This is a genomic window from Mesorhizobium sp. M7A.F.Ca.US.005.03.1.1, from assembly GCF_003997975.1.
GTDB classification, from domain to species: domain Bacteria; phylum Pseudomonadota; class Alphaproteobacteria; order Rhizobiales; family Rhizobiaceae; genus Mesorhizobium; species Mesorhizobium ciceri.
This window is the reverse complement of the sequence record NZ_RZRO01000008.1, coordinates 17271-34378: the sequence shown is the minus strand read 5'-3', so window position 1 is coordinate 34378 and position 17108 is coordinate 17271. Positions and strand designations below refer to the sequence as shown.

Here is a 17108-nt window from a genome sequence, read left to right as displayed (position 1 = left end):
CGCGCCATGGCTGACGCGGTCGACAAGGATTCGAAAACCGAAGAGGCGACGGAAAAGAAGATCCGCGACACCATCGAACAGGGCAAGCTGCCCCATTCGCGGGAGACAGCGCTCTTTGCCTCGTTCGTTGCCATACTGGTGTTCACCGTCTTCTACGCCAAGGATGCGATCATCGATCTCGGCATGTTCCTGTCGATGTTCCTGGAGAAGCCGGAAGCCTGGCCAATGGACACCGAGACCGACGTCATCGCGCTTTACAAGATCGTCCTGCTCGAGGTCGGCCGCGCCGTCCTGAGCTTGATGGTGCTGCTGACCGTCGCCGGCGTCGGCGCCTCGGTGTTCCAGAACATGCCGCAATTCGTAGGCGAGCGGGTCCGGCCGCAACTCTCGCGCATTTCGATCGCCAAGGGTTGGAACAGGCTGTTCGGCATCCAGGGTTGGGTCGAGTTCCTGAAGTCACTCGGCAAGGTCGGGTTTGCCATCGTCGTGCTGAGTTTCACCCTGTCGGAAGACCACCGCAAGCTGCTCGCCGGGATGATCACCAATCCGGTCGCCTTCGGTCTCGTCATCCGCGGCATCGCCGTCGACATCCTGGTGGCCATCGTCTTCGTCATGGGGCTGATCGCGGCAGTCGACATCGTCTGGTCGCGCTTCCACTGGAAGCAGGATCTGCGCATGAGCAAGCAGGAGGTCAAGGACGAGTTCAAACAGTCCGAGGGCGACCCGATCGTCAAGTCGCGGCTGCGCTCCCTGGCGCGCGACCGGGCGCGCAAACGGATGATGACGGCGGTGCCGCGCGCGACGCTGATCATCGCCAACCCGACGCACTTCTCGATCGCGCTGAAATATGTGCGCGACGAGGACTCGGCGCCCATGGTGCTGGCCAAGGGCCAGGATCTGGTGGCGCTCAAGATCCGCGAGATCGCGCGGGAACACAACATCCCGGTCTTCGAGGACGTGGCGCTCGCCCGCTCCATGTACAAGCAAGTTTCGGTCGATAATGTGATCCCGTCACAATTCTACCAGGCCGTCGCCGAACTGGTGCGGATCGTCTACTCGAAAAAGGCTGAGCGCAGACAGATTTCATGAACCGGCAACCGCACGCAAAATCCCGCGAGATCATCGTCGCCAGCGCCATCGAGCAGGTGGTGGGCGAACTGAGGCTGATCGATGTCGCCGACTACATCGCCTTTATCCGGCTGGAGCATTTCGCATGCCTGTCGGACCTGGTCGATTCAGCGGTTGAGTTGTTCTTCATGCCGGGCACTCTGCGGCTCGGCCATGGTGGTGAGGCGCATGTCGACTGGAGCGGGAGCCCGCGCATCGTGCTCGATCTGGAACTGAGGCCGCCCGGCGTCACCGTCTATTTCCAGCTGACGCTGAGCGAGCTCGGCGCGTCGGTGGCGGTCAACTACGTATCGTTCGAGAAGCCGGGCGAAGACCCGGAGCGCAACACGGCGCTGCTCGAAGCGGTGATCGAAGAGGCGCGTATCCGCAAGGTCGAGCCGCTGGCCTATCGCTGATCGCTTTCGAATTCCTCTATTCGATCAAGCCCAGCCGCAGCGCCTTGGCAACGGCCTGGTTGCGATTGACGGCGTTGAGCTTCTGGGTCGATTGGGTCAGATACTGGTTGGCGGTGTGCACCGACAGTTTCAGGAGTCGCGCGATCTCCTCGCTGGTGTTGCCGTTGGCGGTCAGCTTCAGGCATTCGAGTTCGCGCTTGGAGATTGCACGCATGCGGCCGGCATCGCCCGGACGGATGCGGGCGACGGCGGCGAACAGCGAAAAGCAGCGGGCGTGTATTTCGTAGAGCGCATCCTGCTGCAAGGTCATCTCCGAGCCCAGGAACACGACAAGACCGCATTGGCCGCGGTCGGCGTGCACGGGAAAAGCGATGCCGCTGGTTCCGGGCACCAGCGCCGCCATCCGCTCGGTCCAGGCGAAATCGCCAAACAGCTCCGCCGTGGCAGGGACGCCGTCATCCGTCCACCAGCGCGGTTCGGTCGAGATGCGGGTGTGGCGCACGATCTCCTCGCCGTTGGCGCCTGAGATGAACTTGGTCGCCACCGCAATGCCGGGATAATCGGAATCGAAGCATGGCACGAGCCGCGCCCGCTCGGGCGAGGGGCTTACGAAGAAGAGGCCGAAAGCCGAGGCATTCATGTCAACGGCGATCCAGCGGCAGCGGCGCACGGCATCGGGAATGGTGACCGCGTGATGGGTTTCGGAGCCAAGGGTGAAGGCCCCGAACGGGTTGCGCTGCTCGTTGAAAAGGGCTTCGGCCGTTTCCTTGATATCGGCGTGTTTCAAATGATGCCGCTCCTGATCGCCGTGGCGATGGCCATCGCGCGGTTGCTGGCCGCGAATTTTTGGATGGCGTGGGTGATGTAGCTGTTGACGGTGTTGGAGGAGACGCCAAGGATGACGGCGACCTCGTCGGTGGTCTTGCCTTCGGAAACCCAGAACAGGCATTCGCGCTCGCGATCCGACAACGGGTCCTGCATGGCGGCGGCGGCAATCAGTTGCGGGATGTGCGAGAGCGCGTAGCAGCATTTCAGCTGCGCGCGCATCAGCGCCGGCTGGTCGATGCTGCCGGCGGTCGCCGCAGAGAACAGGGCAAACAGGCGCTGGCGGCCGACATTGAGGCGCAGCGAATAGATCTCGGCATGGCCGAGCACGTCGAGAAGGCGGGCTTCCTCGCCGGTGACCAATCCGTCTGCTTCTGGTGCTTGAGATGCCACCAGCGGCTGTGGGCGGATGCCTGGCGCGACGGTGAGCGCGCCTTGCGCAAGCCCGGCGATCAATCGCTTGCCGATCAGCTCGATGGCATCGAAAATCCAGTTGGAGGAGACGATGCGCGCATCGTTGCGGTCCTGGTCGTGGACGATGGCGACCAACATGTAGCTGTCGGCGCCGATCTCGGCGGTCAGTTGCATGAAAAAGCTGGTGAGATCGCCGCGCGACGTCAGGCGCGAGCCCAATGTGTCGGATTGAAGACGTGCGGCGGGACTGCTCATTCTTGTTGCTTTTGGCCGGAATCGTTTCTGCTGTCCGGATACTGGAAGCCAGCCGCCGAACCCGAATACGCATTACTTTGACGAAGACACACGCGTGGCGCAGGGCTGCACCGAACCAAATCCCGAATCCATTCAGGGAACGCGAAGCCGTCCGCGTCTGGTGCCGGAAAAGCTCCGGAACAAAAGACTTTGGGTGGTCGCCGCGCCCCCCAGGACCGGCTGATTCGGGTCTAATCTACCCGCAGTTGAATCTGACATCAAACGCGATTTGACAAAATCGAATCCGGTGGACTCATGTGCGACTCACAAGTCGGTTTTCGCGCCCTGGACAGAAGACCGGGACGCGAAAGTCTTCGCCGGCCACCTCGGCGGCTGGTCGATTTCGCCAGGCTCGGGAGCATTGGACAGACGGGCGCGCCGGTTGCTGTGCCGAAGGCTGGGGCCCTGGCCCGATAGTGGGAGCCGGGCGATGTTGCCGCCCGGTCCCGGTGGTCCTTTGCTTATGCCTGTCGTTGTCCCAAAACCGCCAGATGCTCCTGGACGACAGGCATTTACCGATCCTCGAACCCGGTCAGCACGCCGACCGCGTTGATGCCGATCTCCTCGACGGCATAGCCGCCTTCCATGATGAACAGCGTCGGCAGGCCGAGCCTGGCGATGCGGCGGCCGATCTTGGGATAATCAGACGTCTTCAGCTTGAACTGGCTGATCGGGTCCTTCTCGAACGTATCGACACCCAGCGAGACGATGACGACATCCGGTGCATAAGCGGCGAGCCTGCCGCAGGCATCCTCGAGCGAGGCGTTCCATGCATCCCAGTCGGTGCCGAAGGGCATCGGATAATTGATGTTGAAGCCTTCGCCGGCACCCGCGCCGCGTTCGTCGGCATGGCCGAGGAAGAACGGGTACTCGACCATCGGATCGCCATGCAGATTGAGCACCTGGACGTCGGCACGGTCGTAGAAGATCTCCTGCGTACCGTTGCCGTGATGGTAGTCGACATCGAGGATCGAGATGCGTTTGGCGCCGTGGTCGCGGAACCATTGCGCGGCGACGGCGGCGTTGTTGATGTAGCAGTAGCCGCCCATGAAGCCAGCCCCGGCATGGTGGCCGGGCGGACGGCAGAGCGCGAAGGCGGAAGCCTCGCCATCCTTGAGCAGGCCGGCGGCGGTCAGCGCTACGTCGTAGGAAGACTTGATCGCGGCCCACGTGCCTTCGACGAAAGTGGCGCCGGCATCGAAGGAATAATAGCCGAGCAGCGCGTCGACGCGCTTTGGCGGCACGTCGCCGCGCAGGCCGCGCGTCGGCCAGGTGAAGGGCATCGCCGTGCCTGTGAGGCCTGCTTCCAGCCATTGCGGCCAGACCGTCGGGAGAAAGTCGATATAGTCTGATTTGTGGATGCGCTTGGCGGCGGCGAGGTCATGTTCGTGCGGCGCGATGATGGGACCCAGTTTCTCGCTTTCGACCCGCGCCTTGATGAATTCGGCCCTCGATGGCTTTTCGAAACCCGGCACGATGGCTGATGTGACCAGTTCCATTTGACCGGCATGGCCGGCGTGAAGGGGGGAGAAAACAGTCTTCATAAATTCCTCTCGAAGTGCGAAATCAGTCAAGATTCAAGATTGAGATAAGGGCTCACCAGAGCGAGCCACATTCTTTCCACATCGTCCTCGATGAGGTCGTATGTCTTGCGGTCTCTTTTCAGCCCGACAAGCCGGCAGGCGTGCCCGACGTCCATCATCAGCACGCCGAGCCGGCTGGCGATCTTGTCTTCAAGCGCCGGGTTCACATGCTGCAGCCATGCGGCGTAGAGCGCGATGATCTGCTCGTCATATTCGTTCTGGATCGGCCTGAGGTCGGCGTTGCCTGAAATGGCCTCGATCACCGGCATCAGGCTGGCGTTTTCGAGGTAGAGTCTGGACGTGTCGATGAAGAGCTTGCGCACTTCCTGCCGAAACTCTTCACGGTTGGTGGGCGGGGCGACCTTGATACGCTTGGCGATCACCTCGGGAAAGGATGACAGCCAGCGCCGGGCGAGGTCCAGAAGAATGGCTTCCTTGTTGGGAAAGTATTGGTAGATCGAACCAACCGACAAGCCTGCGCGCTGCGCAATGGCGAGCGTCGTCGGCGTCTTGGTTCCTTGCTCCCGCGTCAAGACCAGCGCTGCGTCGAGAATCCGGTCGACCACCTTGCTGGAGCGTTGTTGCCGCGGCTGTTTGCGCGGTTCGAGCGCTATCCTGGTTTTGCGGTCGAGACTGCGCTTCACCGTCCGATGTCCTCGTTCCCCGCCCGGTCTCAACATGGTGGGAGCTTGCTGTCCACGATACATTCCAGATTCGGTATGTTGACAAACGCGAATAATCAGTCGCATTCTTTATCCACGCTGCCTCTTGGGATGACAAGGGGAATTTCCAAGACAGCGCGCTGGCATTCTTTTTCGTCCCATGGCGCCGCTCCGGTGGAGTGGCAGGTCGTTGGCCAAGAGGTTGTCGGTCTCAGTCAGTCGTCAAAAGCGCGGAGTCGCGATGTCTGTCACAGGTGCAGGTCACAATGCGGATCTGATCGTCATCAGTGGTCGTGTACTGACCATCGACGACGACAATCCCACCGCCGAGGCCGTCGCCGTCAAGGACGGCGCAATCATCGCCATCGGCAGCCGCGCCTCCATCGAAGAGTTCAAGGGACCGGCCACCAAGGTAATCGACGCCAAGGGCGGCTCCGTCCTGCCGGGTTTCATCGAAGCCCACATGCATCTGTTTTCGGGCGGGGCTGAACTTGCCCACCTTCAACTCACCGGTATCCATGGCTTCGAGGCGCTGCAGAAGGCGATCCGCGACTATGCGCCTACCCGGCCCGACGCGAAGATGCTGGTCGGCCAAGGCGTCGACTATACCGTGCTCGGCAGCGAGCGCGTGACGCGCCATCACCTCGACGCCATTTTGCCCGATCGTCCGTTCTGCATGGCGGCGCCCGACCATCACACCATGTGGGCCAACACCAAGGCGTTGGAAATGGCCGGCATCCTGCAGGGGCGCATGCTCGGCCCTGGCAATGAGATTGTCATGGGTGACGATGGACTGGCCGCCGGCGAATTGCGCGAAGGCGAGGCCTTTGGCCCGGTGCTCGACCTTGCCGGCGAAAGCCGGGTGCGGCTGGGGCTGTCGACCGGCGGCGAGCCGGACCCGATGCCGACGGCGGCCGAGCGGGACGCCGACCGCGACATTATGCGGCGCGGGCTCGCCTGGTGCGCCCGCCACGGCATCACCTCGATCCAGAACATGGACGGCAACCTCTATCAGCTTGAGCTGCTGGCCGAGATCGAAGCCGAGGAAGGCTTGCCCTGCCGCGTCAAGATCCCGTTCCACTACAAGAATTTCATGACGCTCGACATGCTCGACAAGGCATCTGGTATGGCCGAAAGCTATAACAGCGAATGGCTGTCGTCGGGCATGGTCAAGGTGTTCTACGACGGGGTGCTCGATTCCTGGACAGCTGTCATGGTCGAGCCATATGCCGACCGGCCCGACTGGGTGGGCGAGCCGCTGTTCACGCCGCAACAATTCATCGATCTGGCCGTCGCGGCCGACAGGCGCGGGCTGCAGATCGCCGTGCACTCGATCGGCGACGGCGCGGTGCGCGCGGTGCTGGACGGTTATGAGGCGGCGCAGAAGGCGAACGGCAAGCGCGACAGCCGTCACCGGGTCGAGCACATCGAGGTCACCACCACATCGGATGTGCCGCGTTTCGCAGAACTCGGCGTCATTGCTTCCATGCAACCGCCGCATCCGCCCGGCGCCATGGATTTTCCGCTGGAGCCGACGGTGTCGCGCATCGGGCCGGCACGCTGGCCGCTGAGCTATGCCTGGCGGACCTTGAAGGATGCCGGCGCGCATGTCGTCTTCGCATCCGATTGGCCGGTGTCGCCGATCGATCCGATCCTGGGCATTCAGGCGGCAGTGTTGCGCAAACCATGGGCAGAAAGCGACCCGGATCAGAGTTTCTCGCTGCATGAAGCGATCGCCGGTTACACGATCGAGGGCGCCTACGCCGAATTCGCCGAGCACCGCAAGGGCACGCTGAGATCGGGCTACATGGCCGATCTGGTGGTTTTGTCGATGGATATCGAGAACACCGCCCCGGCCGATCTGCACAAGGTGCGGCCGGTGACGACGATTTGCGGCGGCAAGATCACCTATCAGGCCTGACTATGGCATGGGGCTTGCAGGCCTCAATGACTGACTGAACTGTGACCCAATGCCGGGCTTGCCAACCCACCGGCCATGTGGTCACATCGAACAGGGGAAGAGCTCCGCCAGCAAGAGCGGGGTCAACAGTGAGGCGTAATCGTGCCGGACAAACCGGATCGGAATGCGATTGAAGTAGTAAACGTCAGCAAAATTTTCGGATCAGGTGAGGGGCAGGTGGCTGCCCTCGACACGGTCTCGGTATCTATCCGCGAGAACGAATTCTTCACGTTGCTGGGGCCATCCGGCTGCGGCAAGACGACGTTGCTCAGGCTGATCGCCGGCTTCGATTTTCCAACCGCCGGTGAAATCCTGCTCTACGGCCAGGACATCGCGCCGCTGCCACCCTTCAAACGGCCGGTCAACACCGTTTTCCAATCCTATGCGCTGTTCCCGCACATGACGGTCGCAGACAATATCGGCTTTGGCCTGGAAATGCTGGGTAAGCCGAGGGCCGAGATCAAGGCGCGCGTCGCCGAGATGCTGAAGCTGGTCAAGATGGAGGCACTCGCCGGTCGTCGCACCAGCCAGATCTCCGGCGGCCAGCAGCAGCGCGTGGCCTTGGCCCGCGCCTTGGCACCGCAGCCGAAGGTGCTTTTGCTCGACGAGCCACTGTCGGCGCTCGACTATAAGCTGCGCAAGGAGATGCAGATCGAGTTGAAGCGGTTGCAGCACGAGACCGGCATCACCTTCATCTTCGTCACCCACGACCAGGAAGAAGCGCTGACCATGTCCGACCGCATCGCGGTCATGTCATCGGGCAAGATCCTCCAGGTCGGTTCGCCCTGGGATATCTACGACAAGCCGGCCGAACGCTTCGTCGCCGACTTTATCGGTGAAACCAACTTCCTGACGGCCGCCATCAGCGAGATGGCCAACGGCAAGGCGCGCGCCACGCTCAAGTCCGGTGCGACCATCGAGGCGACCGTGGCCCAGGGTTTCCAGCCCAAGCCCAATGCCACGGTCGTGGTTCGGCCTGAACACGCCAAGCTGACCAAGGCCAAGGGCGAACTGTCGGGGAGGGTCGATAATATCGTCTATTTCGGTACCGACACCCACATCCATGTTCATCTCGACAGCGGCGAACTCTTCACCGTACGCCAGCAGAACACGCGCAGCGCGGGCTGCGGTTTCGAGAAGGGCGACGCGGTCGGCATCCTCATCGGCAGCGATGCCGCCCAGGTCCTGAAGGACTGACGATGGCGACCGCGGAAGAAGTCGCCAAGGCAGCGGAGCGGCGCGATGTCCGCGACCGCTGGCTTTTGTCAGCGCCAGCGCTGCTGGTCATTTTCCTCGCCGCGACCGGCCCCTTGCTGATCGTGCTCGTCTACTCGTTCCTGACGCCAGGCTCCTATGGCGACGTGAAGTGGCAGTTCTCGCCGGAAGCCTGGATAGCGGTGTTTCTGGAACGCGATATCTTCGACGACACGCTTTCGATCGCCGCCGCCCACGTCACCATCTTCCTGCGCTCGATCAAGCTCTCGGTGGTGACGACGATCGCCACCTTGGTGCTTGGTTTCCCGACCGCCTATTTCATGGCGACGCGCAGCGAAAAGACCCGCGATCTCTGGCTGTTCCTGATCACCATTCCGTTCTGGACCAACCTTTTGATCCGCACCTTCGCGGTGCTGCAGATCATCCGCAACGAAGGCATCATCAACACAATGCTGCTCAAGCTCGGCATCATCTCGGCGCCGATCCAGATCCTCTACACCGACACGGCGATCCTGATCGGCATGGCCTATGTCTACCTGCCGCTGATGGTGCTGCCGATCTACGCCAGTATGGAAAAGCTCGATTTCCGGCTGGTCGAGGCGGGCTATGACCTTTACGCCACGCGCTTCCAGGTGCTGCGGCGGATTATCTTTCCGATGGTCAAGCCGGGCGTCATCGCCGGCTCCATCCTGGTCTTCATTCCAGCGCTTGGCGCCTATGTGACGCCGAGCGTGCTTGGCGGCGGCAAGAACATGATGCTGTCCAACCTGATCGAATTGCAGTTCGGGCAGGGCCGCAACTGGCCACTCGGCTCGGCGCTGTCGATCGCCGTCATGATCATCGTCATGGTGGCGCTGCTTGCCTATGTGCGCAATGCCGGCAAGTCGGGGGTGCGTCATGGCTAAGAACTTTTCCATCAAGCACCAGCCAGGATTCAGCGCGATCGCCGCGACCTGCTTTATCGTGCTGTATCTGCCGATCATCGTGCTGGTCATCTATGCCTTCAACGCGGCGAGCTCGACCTCCGAATGGGGCGGCTTTTCGCTGAAATGGTTCCAGTCGGCATGGCAGAACACGCAGGTCGTCGATGCCACGCTGCGTTCCTTCCAGATCGGCTCCATTGCGGCGGTGCTCTCCACGATCTTTGCCACCATGGCGGCGCTCGCCACCACCCGCACCGCGTCCTATCCCGGCCTCACCTTCAAGTATGCGGCGATCAACCAGCCGCTGATGGTGCCCGAGATCGTCACCGGGGTGGCGCTGCTGATTTTCTTCTCGCGCATCAAGATCTTCACCGGCTATTCCGGCATCGGCTATCTGGTCGCCGCGCACACGGCGTTCTGCATTCCCTTTGCCTATTTGCCGATCCGGGCGCGGCTTGAGAATATGGACCTGACGCTGGAGCGTGCCGCAGCCGACCTCTACGCGACGCCCTGGAAGACGTTCCGGCGCATCACGTTGCCGCTTCTGTGGCCCGGCATCCTGGCCGGGCTGATGCTGGCCTTCGTCATCTCGCTCGACGACGTCGTCATCACCGAGTTCGTCAAATCGGGCGGCCAGGACACGCTGCCCACCTACATGCTCGGCCAGATCCGCCGCGGCATCACACCCGAGATCAACGCGATATCGACCGCCTTCCTGCTGCTCTCGGTTGCCATCGTCACGTTGTTTTTCTTCGTCAGCAGGAAACGAGACTGAACCGAAAAATGGGAGTTAAAACCATGAACTGGAAGACAACAGCAACCGCCATGGGGTTGGCGTTGCTCGCCTCGACGGGCCTGGCCCGCGCCGACGGCGTGCTCAACATCTACAATTGGGGCAACTACACCAGCCCCGACGTGATCAAGAAGTTCGAAGCCAAATACAACGTCAAGGTGACCATCACCGATTACGATTCCAACGACACCGCGCTGGCCAAGGTTCGCCAGGGCGGCACCGGCTTCGACATCGCGGTGCCGTCGCAGACCTATGTGCCGATCTGGATCAAGGAAGGTCTCCTGCTCGAGACCGATCCGGGCAAGATGGAGAACTTCAAGAACGTCGCGCCGGAATGGGCCAATCCCGAGTTCGATCCGGGCCGCAAATATTCGGTGCCGTGGGCCTGGGGCACGATCGGCGTCGTCGTCAACACCGATGCCTACAAGGGTCCAGCCGACAGCTGGGGCATCGTCTTCAACACGCCGGACGAGCTGAAGGGCAAGGTCAACGTCGTTCCGGAGATGGGCGACGTCATCTTCGCGGCGATCAAATATGTCGGCGGCCAGCAGTGCACCGACGACAAGGCGGTGCTGAAGAAGGTGCGCGACCTCCTGGTGGCGGCCAAGCCGAACTGGATCGCCATGGAATACAACACCATCGAGAAGATGGGCGCCGGCGATTTCAAGGCGACCAGCGACTGGAACGGCTCGGCACTGCGCCAGCGGCTGGCCAATCCGGCCATCCACTACAACTATCCGAAGGAAGGCTTTGGCCTGTGGAGCGACAACGTCGTCGTTCTGAAGGAAGCCAAGAACGTCGACAATGCCAAGCTGTTCCAGAACTTCATCATGGATCCGGAAAACGCGGCGGGCCTCTCGGCCTTCCACCGCTATGCCAACGCCATCACCGGCTCGGACAAATACATGCCGGCGGACATGAAGGATGCGCCGGAAGTCGTCATTCCGGCCGATGCCAAGCCGAAAGGCGAATTCCAGAAGATGTGCCCGCCGGAAACGCAGGAACTCTACACCAAGATCTGGACCGAACTGCAGAAGTAACCGCTGCATGAGAGACCCGGCGGCACATGCCGCCGGGTCTTTTCTTTTCCGGGAATGGCCTTTCATGGACTCCTATCGCAACAGCGATCCGCGGCCGCCGATCATGCAGGGCTCGCCGCCCGCCATGGTGCCGCCGAAGCTCGACTGGGACCGGCCGCCATGGAACCGCTGGGCGTTCCAGCACATCCGTGAAATTCTGCCGACCGCCGAAGTCTGGCGCGGCAACGGCCATCGCCGCCGTCTCGAACGCGCCGAGGTCGATCTTGACGGGCTGGCGGTCGAGGACAGCGAGGGCAAGCCGACGACACTCGCCGGGCTGCTCGACGAGACCTATACGGACGGTTTTCTGGTGCTCAAGGACGGCAAGGTTGCCTATGAGCGCTATTTCAACGGCATGGACGAGCGCACGCTGCACCTGTCGCAGTCGATGGCGAAGTCCGTCACCGGTTCGGTGTTCGGCATACTGGTCGGGCGCGGCCTGATCGATCCGGCCAGACCGGTAAGCGACTACCTGCCGGAACTCGGCGCTACCGGCTGGGCCGGCGCCAATGTGCAGCATGTGCTGGACATGACCAGCGGCGTCCGTTTCTCCGAGGAATATACCGACCGCTATTCCGACATCGGCCAGGTCGATGTCGCCACCGGCTGGAAGCCGGTGCCGCTTGGCAGCGATCCGGATTTTCGCTGGCCCTCGCACATGTTCGAACTGATCCTGGGCTTGAAGGAAACGGTCCGTCCGCACGGGGCTCAATTCGAATACCGCTCGATCGAGACCGATGTGCTCGCCTTCATCATGGAGCGGGTGACAGGCAAACGGCTGCCGCAACTGGTTTCGGAAGAACTCTGGCAAAAGCTCGGCGCCGATGAAAGCGCCTGCTTCACGGTCGACAGCGCCGGCTATGCGGTGGCCGACGGCGGTTTCAACGCGACGCTGCGCGATTATGGCCGCTTCGGCCAATTGATCCTCGACAATGGTGGCGGCGTCGTGCCGGCCGGCTGGGTCGAGGACACGCGCAACGGCAGGCATGGGCCGGACTTCAGCCCCAGCCTGCCGGAGGGCAGCTATCGCAACCAGTTCTGGATCGAGGACCCGCGCTCGCGCGCACTGATGTGCCGCGGCGTGTTCGGTCAGATGATCCATATCGACTGGAACACCGGAATGGTCGTGGTGAAGCTTTCGACCTGGCCGGATTTCGCCAATGGTGCCTATTCCATAGCGACGCTGAAAGCCGTGCACGCTATCGCCACGGCACTTCGCTGAGCCCCCACAAAGAAGAAACGACCCGGAAGGAAACGCCATGACCGGCAAAACCGTGTTCGAGACCCGCTATGGCTTCCGGCGCAACCAGGTCGTGCTCGCCAATTGGCGCGAGAACCCGTTCAACCGGTGGTCGTTCCAGAATCTCGGCGAACTGGTGCCGACCGCCCGGGTGACGGCGACGTCGGGCGTTGTCGAAACCCCCGTGCGCGATATGGGCGGCCTGCTCGGCGAGAAGGTCGCGATCGCCGGCACACCGGAGACAGTGGCTGATTTTCTCGCACGTTCGAGCACCGACGCACTGACGGTGATGAAAGGCGGCAGGATCGTCGGCGACTGGTTCGCGCCGCATATGGATTTCGGCGCCCGCCACATCATCTTTTCGATCAGCAAGTCGCTGACCGCCATCATTGCCGGCATACTGGAAGGCGAGGGGGTGTTCGACCCGGAAGCGCCGGTGACGGCCTACATCCCCGAAGCCGCCGGCTCGGCCTATGGCGATGCGAGCGTGCGGCATGTGCTCGATATGAGCGTCAGTCTCGATTTCGAGGAAGCCTATCTCGATCCGGAAAGTGCTTTCGCCCGCTATCGCCGTGCCACGCTGTGGAATCCGGGCGGCGGTACGGAGAGCCTGCGCGAATTCATCCTGACCCTGCAACGCCTTGCAGAGCCGCATGGCCAGACCTTCCGCTACCGCTCGCCGAATTCCGACCTGCTCGGCCTGCTGCTCGAGCGTGCGTCGGGCCAGCGGTTCACCGACCTGATGCGCGAGAAGCTGTGGCTGCCGCTCGGCGCTGTCAGCGAAGCCTCGATCGGCGTCGACATGGAGGGCACGGCGCGCACGGCCGGCGGCATTTCGGTGACGCCGCGCGACCTGGCGCGTGTCGGCGAGATGATGCGGCAAGGTGGCATGGCCAATGGCCGCCGCATCGTACCGGAAGCCTGGGTGCGCGACACGACCAGCACTGGCGGCAGTGCGGACGCCTGGCAGCGCGGCGCGATGCTGCCACTGTTTCCCAAGGGCCGCTACCGCAACAAATGGTACCAGACTGGACACGAGAACGGCGCCTATTGCGGCATCGGTATCCATGGCCAGTGGCTGTATGTCGATCCCAGGACCGAAGTGGTGATCGCCAAGATGTCGTCGCAGCCGCAGCCTGTCGACGATCCGCTCGATATCGAGATCGTCGCGTTCTTCGAGGCGCTCAGCCGGATAATCTAGCGCGGCTGTCCACCACATTAGCATACGCTTTCCTGTGGACCCGCCGGGCTGATCGAAGCGCGGCGGTTGGCGGGCCGGACGTCTGCGCCTATGGTCGCCGCTCTTTGGATGAGAGCAGGAACGACATGGCATCCGACATCAAGCGCATTGCAGCCATCATCGCGGCCGAGATCAGCGCGCGGCCCGAACAGGCGGCCGCGGCGATCGAACTGCTCGATGAGGGCGCGACAGTGCCGTTCGTGGCGCGCTACCGCAAGGAAGTCACCGGCGGGCTCGACGACACGCAATTGCGCGATCTTGCCGAACGCCTTGCCTATCTGCGCGAGCTCGACGCGCGCCGCGACACCATCCTTGGCTCGATCCGCGAACAGGGCAAGCTGACCGAGGAGCTTGAAGGCAAGATCGTCGCCGCCACCACCAAGGCGGAACTTGAGGACATCTACCTGCCCTACAAGCCCAAACGCCGGACCAAGGCCGAGATCGCCAGGGAGCGCGGGCTGGGGCCGCTGGCCGAAGCCATCTTGGCGAACCGCTCATTGGTGCCTGCCGAACTGGCGCTGGCCTATGTCAACGAAGAGGTGGCCGATACCAAGGCGGTGCTCGAGGGCGCGCGCGACATCCTGTCGGAACAATTCGCCGAGAATGCCGATCTGGTCGGCAAATTGCGCAGCTACATGAAGGAGCGCGCCTTCATGCGGGCCAGGGTGGTCGACGGCAAGCAGGAGGCCGGCGCGAAATTCTCCGATTATTTCGACCATGTCGAGCGTTGGGCAAATGTGCCGAGCCATCGCGCGCTGGCGATGCTGCGCGGCCGCAACGAGGAAGTGCTGTCGCTCGACATCGAGGTCGATGCCGATGACAGCTCACCGGTGAAGCCGGTCGAGCGGATGATCGCCGATGCCTATGCCATCGGCGGCAGCCTTGCGGGTGACAGATGGCTGATGGAGGTGGCGGGCTGGACCTGGCGTATAAAACTGTCGCTGCATCTGACGCTCGATTTGATGCGCGATCTGCGCGAGCGGGCGGAGGAGGAAGCGATCCACGTCTTTGCCCGCAACCTCAAGGATCTACTGCTGGCCGCTCCCGCCGGCTCGCGCGCCACGATGGGGCTCGACCCCGGCATCCGCACCGGCGTCAAGGTGGCGGTGGTCGACGGCACTGGCAAGGTGCTGACAACGACGACGGTCTATCCATTTCCGCCCAGAAACGATGTGCGTGGCACGCAGGCGGAACTCGCCAAGCTCATCCGCCTGCACAAGGTCGAGCTGATTTCGATCGGCAACGGCACCGGCAGCCGCGAGACCGAAAAGCTGGTGGCCGACATGCTGTCCGACATGCCGGCGGACGGTGGCCCCAAGCCACTGAAAGTGATCGTCAGCGAGGCCGGCGCCTCTGTCTATTCGGCATCGGCGACGGCGGCGGCGGAATTCCCCGGCCTCGACGTGTCGTTGCGCGGCGCCGTGTCGATCGCCCGGCGGCTGCAGGATCCGCTGGCCGAACTGGTCAAGATCGAACCCAAATCGATCGGCGTCGGCCAGTACCAGCACGATGTCGACCAGTACCGGCTCGGCCGCTCGCTGGAAGCGGTGGTCGAGGACGCGGTCAATGCCGTCGGCGTCGATCTCAACACTGCCTCGGCGCCGCTTTTGGCGCGCGTTTCAGGTCTGGGCGCATCGCTGGCCGACGCGATCGTTGCGCATCGCGATGCGACCGGGCCCTTCGCCAGCCGGAAGGACCTGCTCAAGGTGCCGCGGCTCGGACCTCGGGCCTTCGAACAATCCGCCGGCTTCCTGCGCATTGCCAATGGCAGCGAGCCGCTCGACGCCTCGTCGGTGCATCCGGAGGCCTATGGCGTGGCGAAGAAGATCGTCGCTGCCTGCGGGCGCGATGTGCGGTCGTTGATGGGCGACAGTGCCGCGCTCAAGGCACTCGACCCACGCGTCTTCGTCGACGAGCGTTTCGGCTTGCCGACGGTGCGCGATATCCTGGCGGAGCTGGAAAAGCCCGGCCGCGACCCGCGCCCAGGCTTCAAGACGGCGACCTTCGCCGACGGCATCGACGACATCAAGGATCTGAAGCCCGGCATGCTGCTGGAAGGCACGGTCACCAACGTGGCCGCCTTCGGCGCCTTCGTCGATATCGGAGTGCATCAGGACGGGCTGGTGCATGTCTCGCAGCTGGCCGATCGGTTCATCAAGGATGCGCATGAGGTGGTCAAGGCCGGCGACGTGGTGAAGGTGCGCGTCGTCGATGTCGACATCAAGCGCAAGCGCATCGCGCTTTCCATGCGCAAGGATAGCGGCGAGGGTGGTGCTCCGCGCAGCGGACCGCGCGACAATGGCGGCAGGCCGGCGCCACGTTCGCCGGCACCCCAGCAACGCCAGCCGGAGCGGCCGGCGCAACAGGGAGCGTTCGGTGCTGCTTTGGCGGATGCGCTGAAGCGAAAGTAGCTACCACGCCAGAACGGCCGGTTCCTTCTCGACCTGGCCCAGCAGCCAGTCGCGAAAACTGGCGACCGGCGGATGGCCGCGCTTGTCGTGCGGGACGACGAGATAGTAGGCACTGCGGCTTTGCATGGGCTGGCCTGGCGCCGGCACCAGCTGGCCGCGCTGCAATTCGCCTGCAATGAGGATCAACGGCAGCAGCGCCACGCCGAGCCCCGCCATGCAGGCTTGGGCGGCGGTGCCGAACTGTTCGAACTGCATGCCGGGCCCGGTCGGCGCGCTCAGGCCCTGATGCTCGAACCATTCTGTCCAGGCGCCAGGACGCGTCGCCATGTGCAGCAGCGGCAAGCGGCCGATATCGGCCGTTGAGGCGATGGCGCGGCCGGCGAGGAATTCGGGCGACACGACCGGCGCCACGGTTTCGCGCACCAACAGTGTCGAGTCGGCCTCCGGCCAGTCCGGCAGGCCGTAGTGGATGGCGGCATCCAGCCTCTCCCTGGCGAAATCGAAGCGGCCGACGCGGGTGACGAAGTTGATGGTGATATCGGGATTGTTTTCGACGAAATCGGGGATCATCGGCATCAGCCAGCGCGTGCCGAAGGTCGGCAAAATGGCAAGGTTCAGGATACCACTATGCCGATTGCTCATCAATCCAAGGGCTGCGTCACGCAATTGCCCAAGTGCTGAACGCACCGCCTCGGCGTAGATCTCGCCCGATGTCGACAGCCTGACATTGCGGCTGTCGCGTTCGAACAGCCGGCGGCCGAACTGATCTTCCAGAAGTTTGATCTGGCGGCTGACCGCGCCCTGGGTCAGATCGAGCTCCTGGGCGGCGGCGGTGAAACTGCCGAGCCGGGCCACAGCCTCGAAGGCGGCAAGGGCGCTGATGTTGGGCAAAAGGCGGCGCTGGACACTCATGATCCATTCCTAATGCTCATTGATCGGTGAATCA

Annotated in this window: 15 protein-coding genes; 10 read left to right on the top strand and 5 right to left on the bottom strand. The window is 62.9% G+C overall.

The window, feature by feature from the left end:
- Positions 1-6 precede the first annotated feature (6 nt).
- Positions 7-1089 carry a flagellar biosynthesis protein FlhB gene (gene flhB / locus EN990_RS05920; RefSeq protein WP_027161440.1) on the top strand — a complete coding sequence of 361 codons (1083 nt, stop codon included), beginning with the start codon at positions 7-9 and terminating at the stop codon, positions 1087-1089.
- A complete protein-coding gene (locus tag EN990_RS05915) occupies positions 1086-1523 on the top strand; it encodes a hypothetical protein (protein ID WP_024502682.1) in 438 nt (145 codons plus the stop codon). The genes flhB and EN990_RS05915 overlap by 4 nt, the downstream gene beginning before the upstream one ends.
- Before the next feature lie 16 nt (positions 1524-1539).
- Here the strand turns inward: EN990_RS05915 and EN990_RS05910 are convergent, their stop codons facing one another.
- The 4 genes from EN990_RS05910 to EN990_RS05895 all read right to left on the bottom strand — a co-directional run bounded on the left by EN990_RS05910 (position 1540) and on the right by EN990_RS05895 (position 5388).
- Complete coding sequence (locus EN990_RS05910; RefSeq protein WP_027161441.1) at positions 1540-2310, bottom strand: helix-turn-helix transcriptional regulator; 771 nt, start codon at positions 2308-2310, stop codon at positions 1540-1542.
- Complete coding sequence (locus EN990_RS05905; RefSeq protein ID WP_024502680.1) at positions 2307-3017, bottom strand: helix-turn-helix transcriptional regulator; 711 nt, start codon at positions 3015-3017, stop codon at positions 2307-2309. Before EN990_RS05905 ends, EN990_RS05910 begins: the two co-directional genes overlap by 4 nt.
- Before the next feature lie 551 nt (positions 3018-3568).
- Positions 3569-4600 (bottom strand): histone deacetylase family protein, encoded by a 1032-nt coding sequence (locus EN990_RS05900; protein WP_127367437.1) that lies wholly within the window; start codon positions 4598-4600, stop codon positions 3569-3571.
- Between the two features lie 26 nt (positions 4601-4626).
- Positions 4627-5388, bottom strand: coding sequence for a TetR/AcrR family transcriptional regulator (locus EN990_RS05895; RefSeq protein ID WP_244506862.1), 762 nt, complete (start codon positions 5386-5388; stop codon positions 4627-4629).
- Between the two features lie 154 nt (positions 5389-5542).
- Here EN990_RS05895 and EN990_RS05890 point away from each other — a divergent pair, with 154 nt between their 5' ends.
- The 8 genes from EN990_RS05890 to EN990_RS05855 all read left to right on the top strand — a co-directional run bounded on the left by EN990_RS05890 (position 5543) and on the right by EN990_RS05855 (position 16162).
- A complete protein-coding gene (locus EN990_RS05890; protein ID WP_127369444.1) occupies positions 5543-7222 on the top strand; it encodes an amidohydrolase in 1680 nt (559 codons plus the stop codon).
- A 141-nt stretch (positions 7223-7363) separates the two neighbouring features.
- Positions 7364-8458 carry an ABC transporter ATP-binding protein gene (locus EN990_RS05885; RefSeq protein WP_027161444.1) on the top strand — a complete coding sequence of 365 codons (1095 nt, stop codon included), beginning with the start codon at positions 7364-7366 and terminating at the stop codon, positions 8456-8458.
- Positions 8459-8460: 2 nt separating this feature from the next.
- A complete protein-coding gene (locus EN990_RS05880) occupies positions 8461-9381 on the top strand; it encodes an ABC transporter permease (RefSeq protein WP_013529815.1) in 921 nt (306 codons plus the stop codon).
- Positions 9374-10174, top strand: a complete 801-nt coding sequence (locus EN990_RS05875; protein WP_013529816.1) for an ABC transporter permease — start codon at positions 9374-9376, stop codon at positions 10172-10174. Before EN990_RS05880 ends, EN990_RS05875 begins: the two co-directional genes overlap by 8 nt.
- Positions 10175-10197: 23 nt before the next feature.
- Positions 10198-11232 carry an extracellular solute-binding protein gene (locus EN990_RS05870; protein ID WP_027161445.1) on the top strand — a complete coding sequence of 345 codons (1035 nt, stop codon included), beginning with the start codon at positions 10198-10200 and terminating at the stop codon, positions 11230-11232.
- Between the two features lie 64 nt (positions 11233-11296).
- Positions 11297-12493: a serine hydrolase gene (locus EN990_RS05865; protein WP_127368316.1), complete on the top strand. Its 1197-nt coding sequence runs from the start codon at positions 11297-11299 to the stop codon at positions 12491-12493.
- 37 nt (positions 12494-12530) lie between these two features.
- Positions 12531-13712 carry a serine hydrolase gene (locus EN990_RS05860; protein ID WP_127368317.1) on the top strand — a complete coding sequence of 394 codons (1182 nt, stop codon included), beginning with the start codon at positions 12531-12533 and terminating at the stop codon, positions 13710-13712.
- 125 nt (positions 13713-13837) lie between these two features.
- Positions 13838-16162: a Tex family protein gene (locus EN990_RS05855; protein WP_127368318.1), complete on the top strand. Its 2325-nt coding sequence runs from the start codon at positions 13838-13840 to the stop codon at positions 16160-16162.
- Here EN990_RS05855 and EN990_RS05850 read toward each other — a convergent pair whose 3' ends face one another.
- The gene (locus EN990_RS05850) at positions 16163-17074 is read right to left on the bottom strand and encodes a LysR family transcriptional regulator (protein ID WP_127368319.1); all 912 of its coding nucleotides are present in this window, start codon (positions 17072-17074) and stop codon (positions 16163-16165) included. It lies immediately after the preceding gene.
- Positions 17075-17108 lie beyond the last annotated feature (34 nt).

Coding starts and splice junctions, on each gene's coding strand:
- flhB (WP_027161440.1), top strand. CDS start 7: ATGGCTGACGCGGTCGACAAGGATTCGAAAACCGAAGAGGCGACGGAA.
- EN990_RS05915 (WP_024502682.1), top strand. CDS start 1,086: ATGAACCGGCAACCGCACGCAAAATCCCGCGAGATCATCGTCGCCAGC.
- EN990_RS05905 (WP_024502680.1), bottom strand. CDS start 3,017: ATGAGCAGTCCCGCCGCACGTCTTCAATCCGACACATTGGGCTCGCGC.
- EN990_RS05900 (WP_127367437.1), bottom strand. CDS start 4,600: ATGAAGACTGTTTTCTCCCCCCTTCACGCCGGCCATGCCGGTCAAATG.
- EN990_RS05895 (WP_244506862.1), bottom strand. CDS start 5,388: ATGCGACTGATTATTCGCGTTTGTCAACATACCGAATCTGGAATGTAT.
- EN990_RS05890 (WP_127369444.1), top strand. CDS start 5,543: ATGTCTGTCACAGGTGCAGGTCACAATGCGGATCTGATCGTCATCAGT.
- EN990_RS05880 (WP_013529815.1), top strand. CDS start 8,461: ATGGCGACCGCGGAAGAAGTCGCCAAGGCAGCGGAGCGGCGCGATGTC.
- EN990_RS05875 (WP_013529816.1), top strand. CDS start 9,374: ATGGCTAAGAACTTTTCCATCAAGCACCAGCCAGGATTCAGCGCGATC.
- EN990_RS05870 (WP_027161445.1), top strand. CDS start 10,198: ATGAACTGGAAGACAACAGCAACCGCCATGGGGTTGGCGTTGCTCGCC.
- EN990_RS05865 (WP_127368316.1), top strand. CDS start 11,297: ATGGACTCCTATCGCAACAGCGATCCGCGGCCGCCGATCATGCAGGGC.
- EN990_RS05860 (WP_127368317.1), top strand. CDS start 12,531: ATGACCGGCAAAACCGTGTTCGAGACCCGCTATGGCTTCCGGCGCAAC.
- EN990_RS05855 (WP_127368318.1), top strand. CDS start 13,838: ATGGCATCCGACATCAAGCGCATTGCAGCCATCATCGCGGCCGAGATC.
- EN990_RS05850 (WP_127368319.1), bottom strand. CDS start 17,074: ATGAGTGTCCAGCGCCGCCTTTTGCCCAACATCAGCGCCCTTGCCGCC.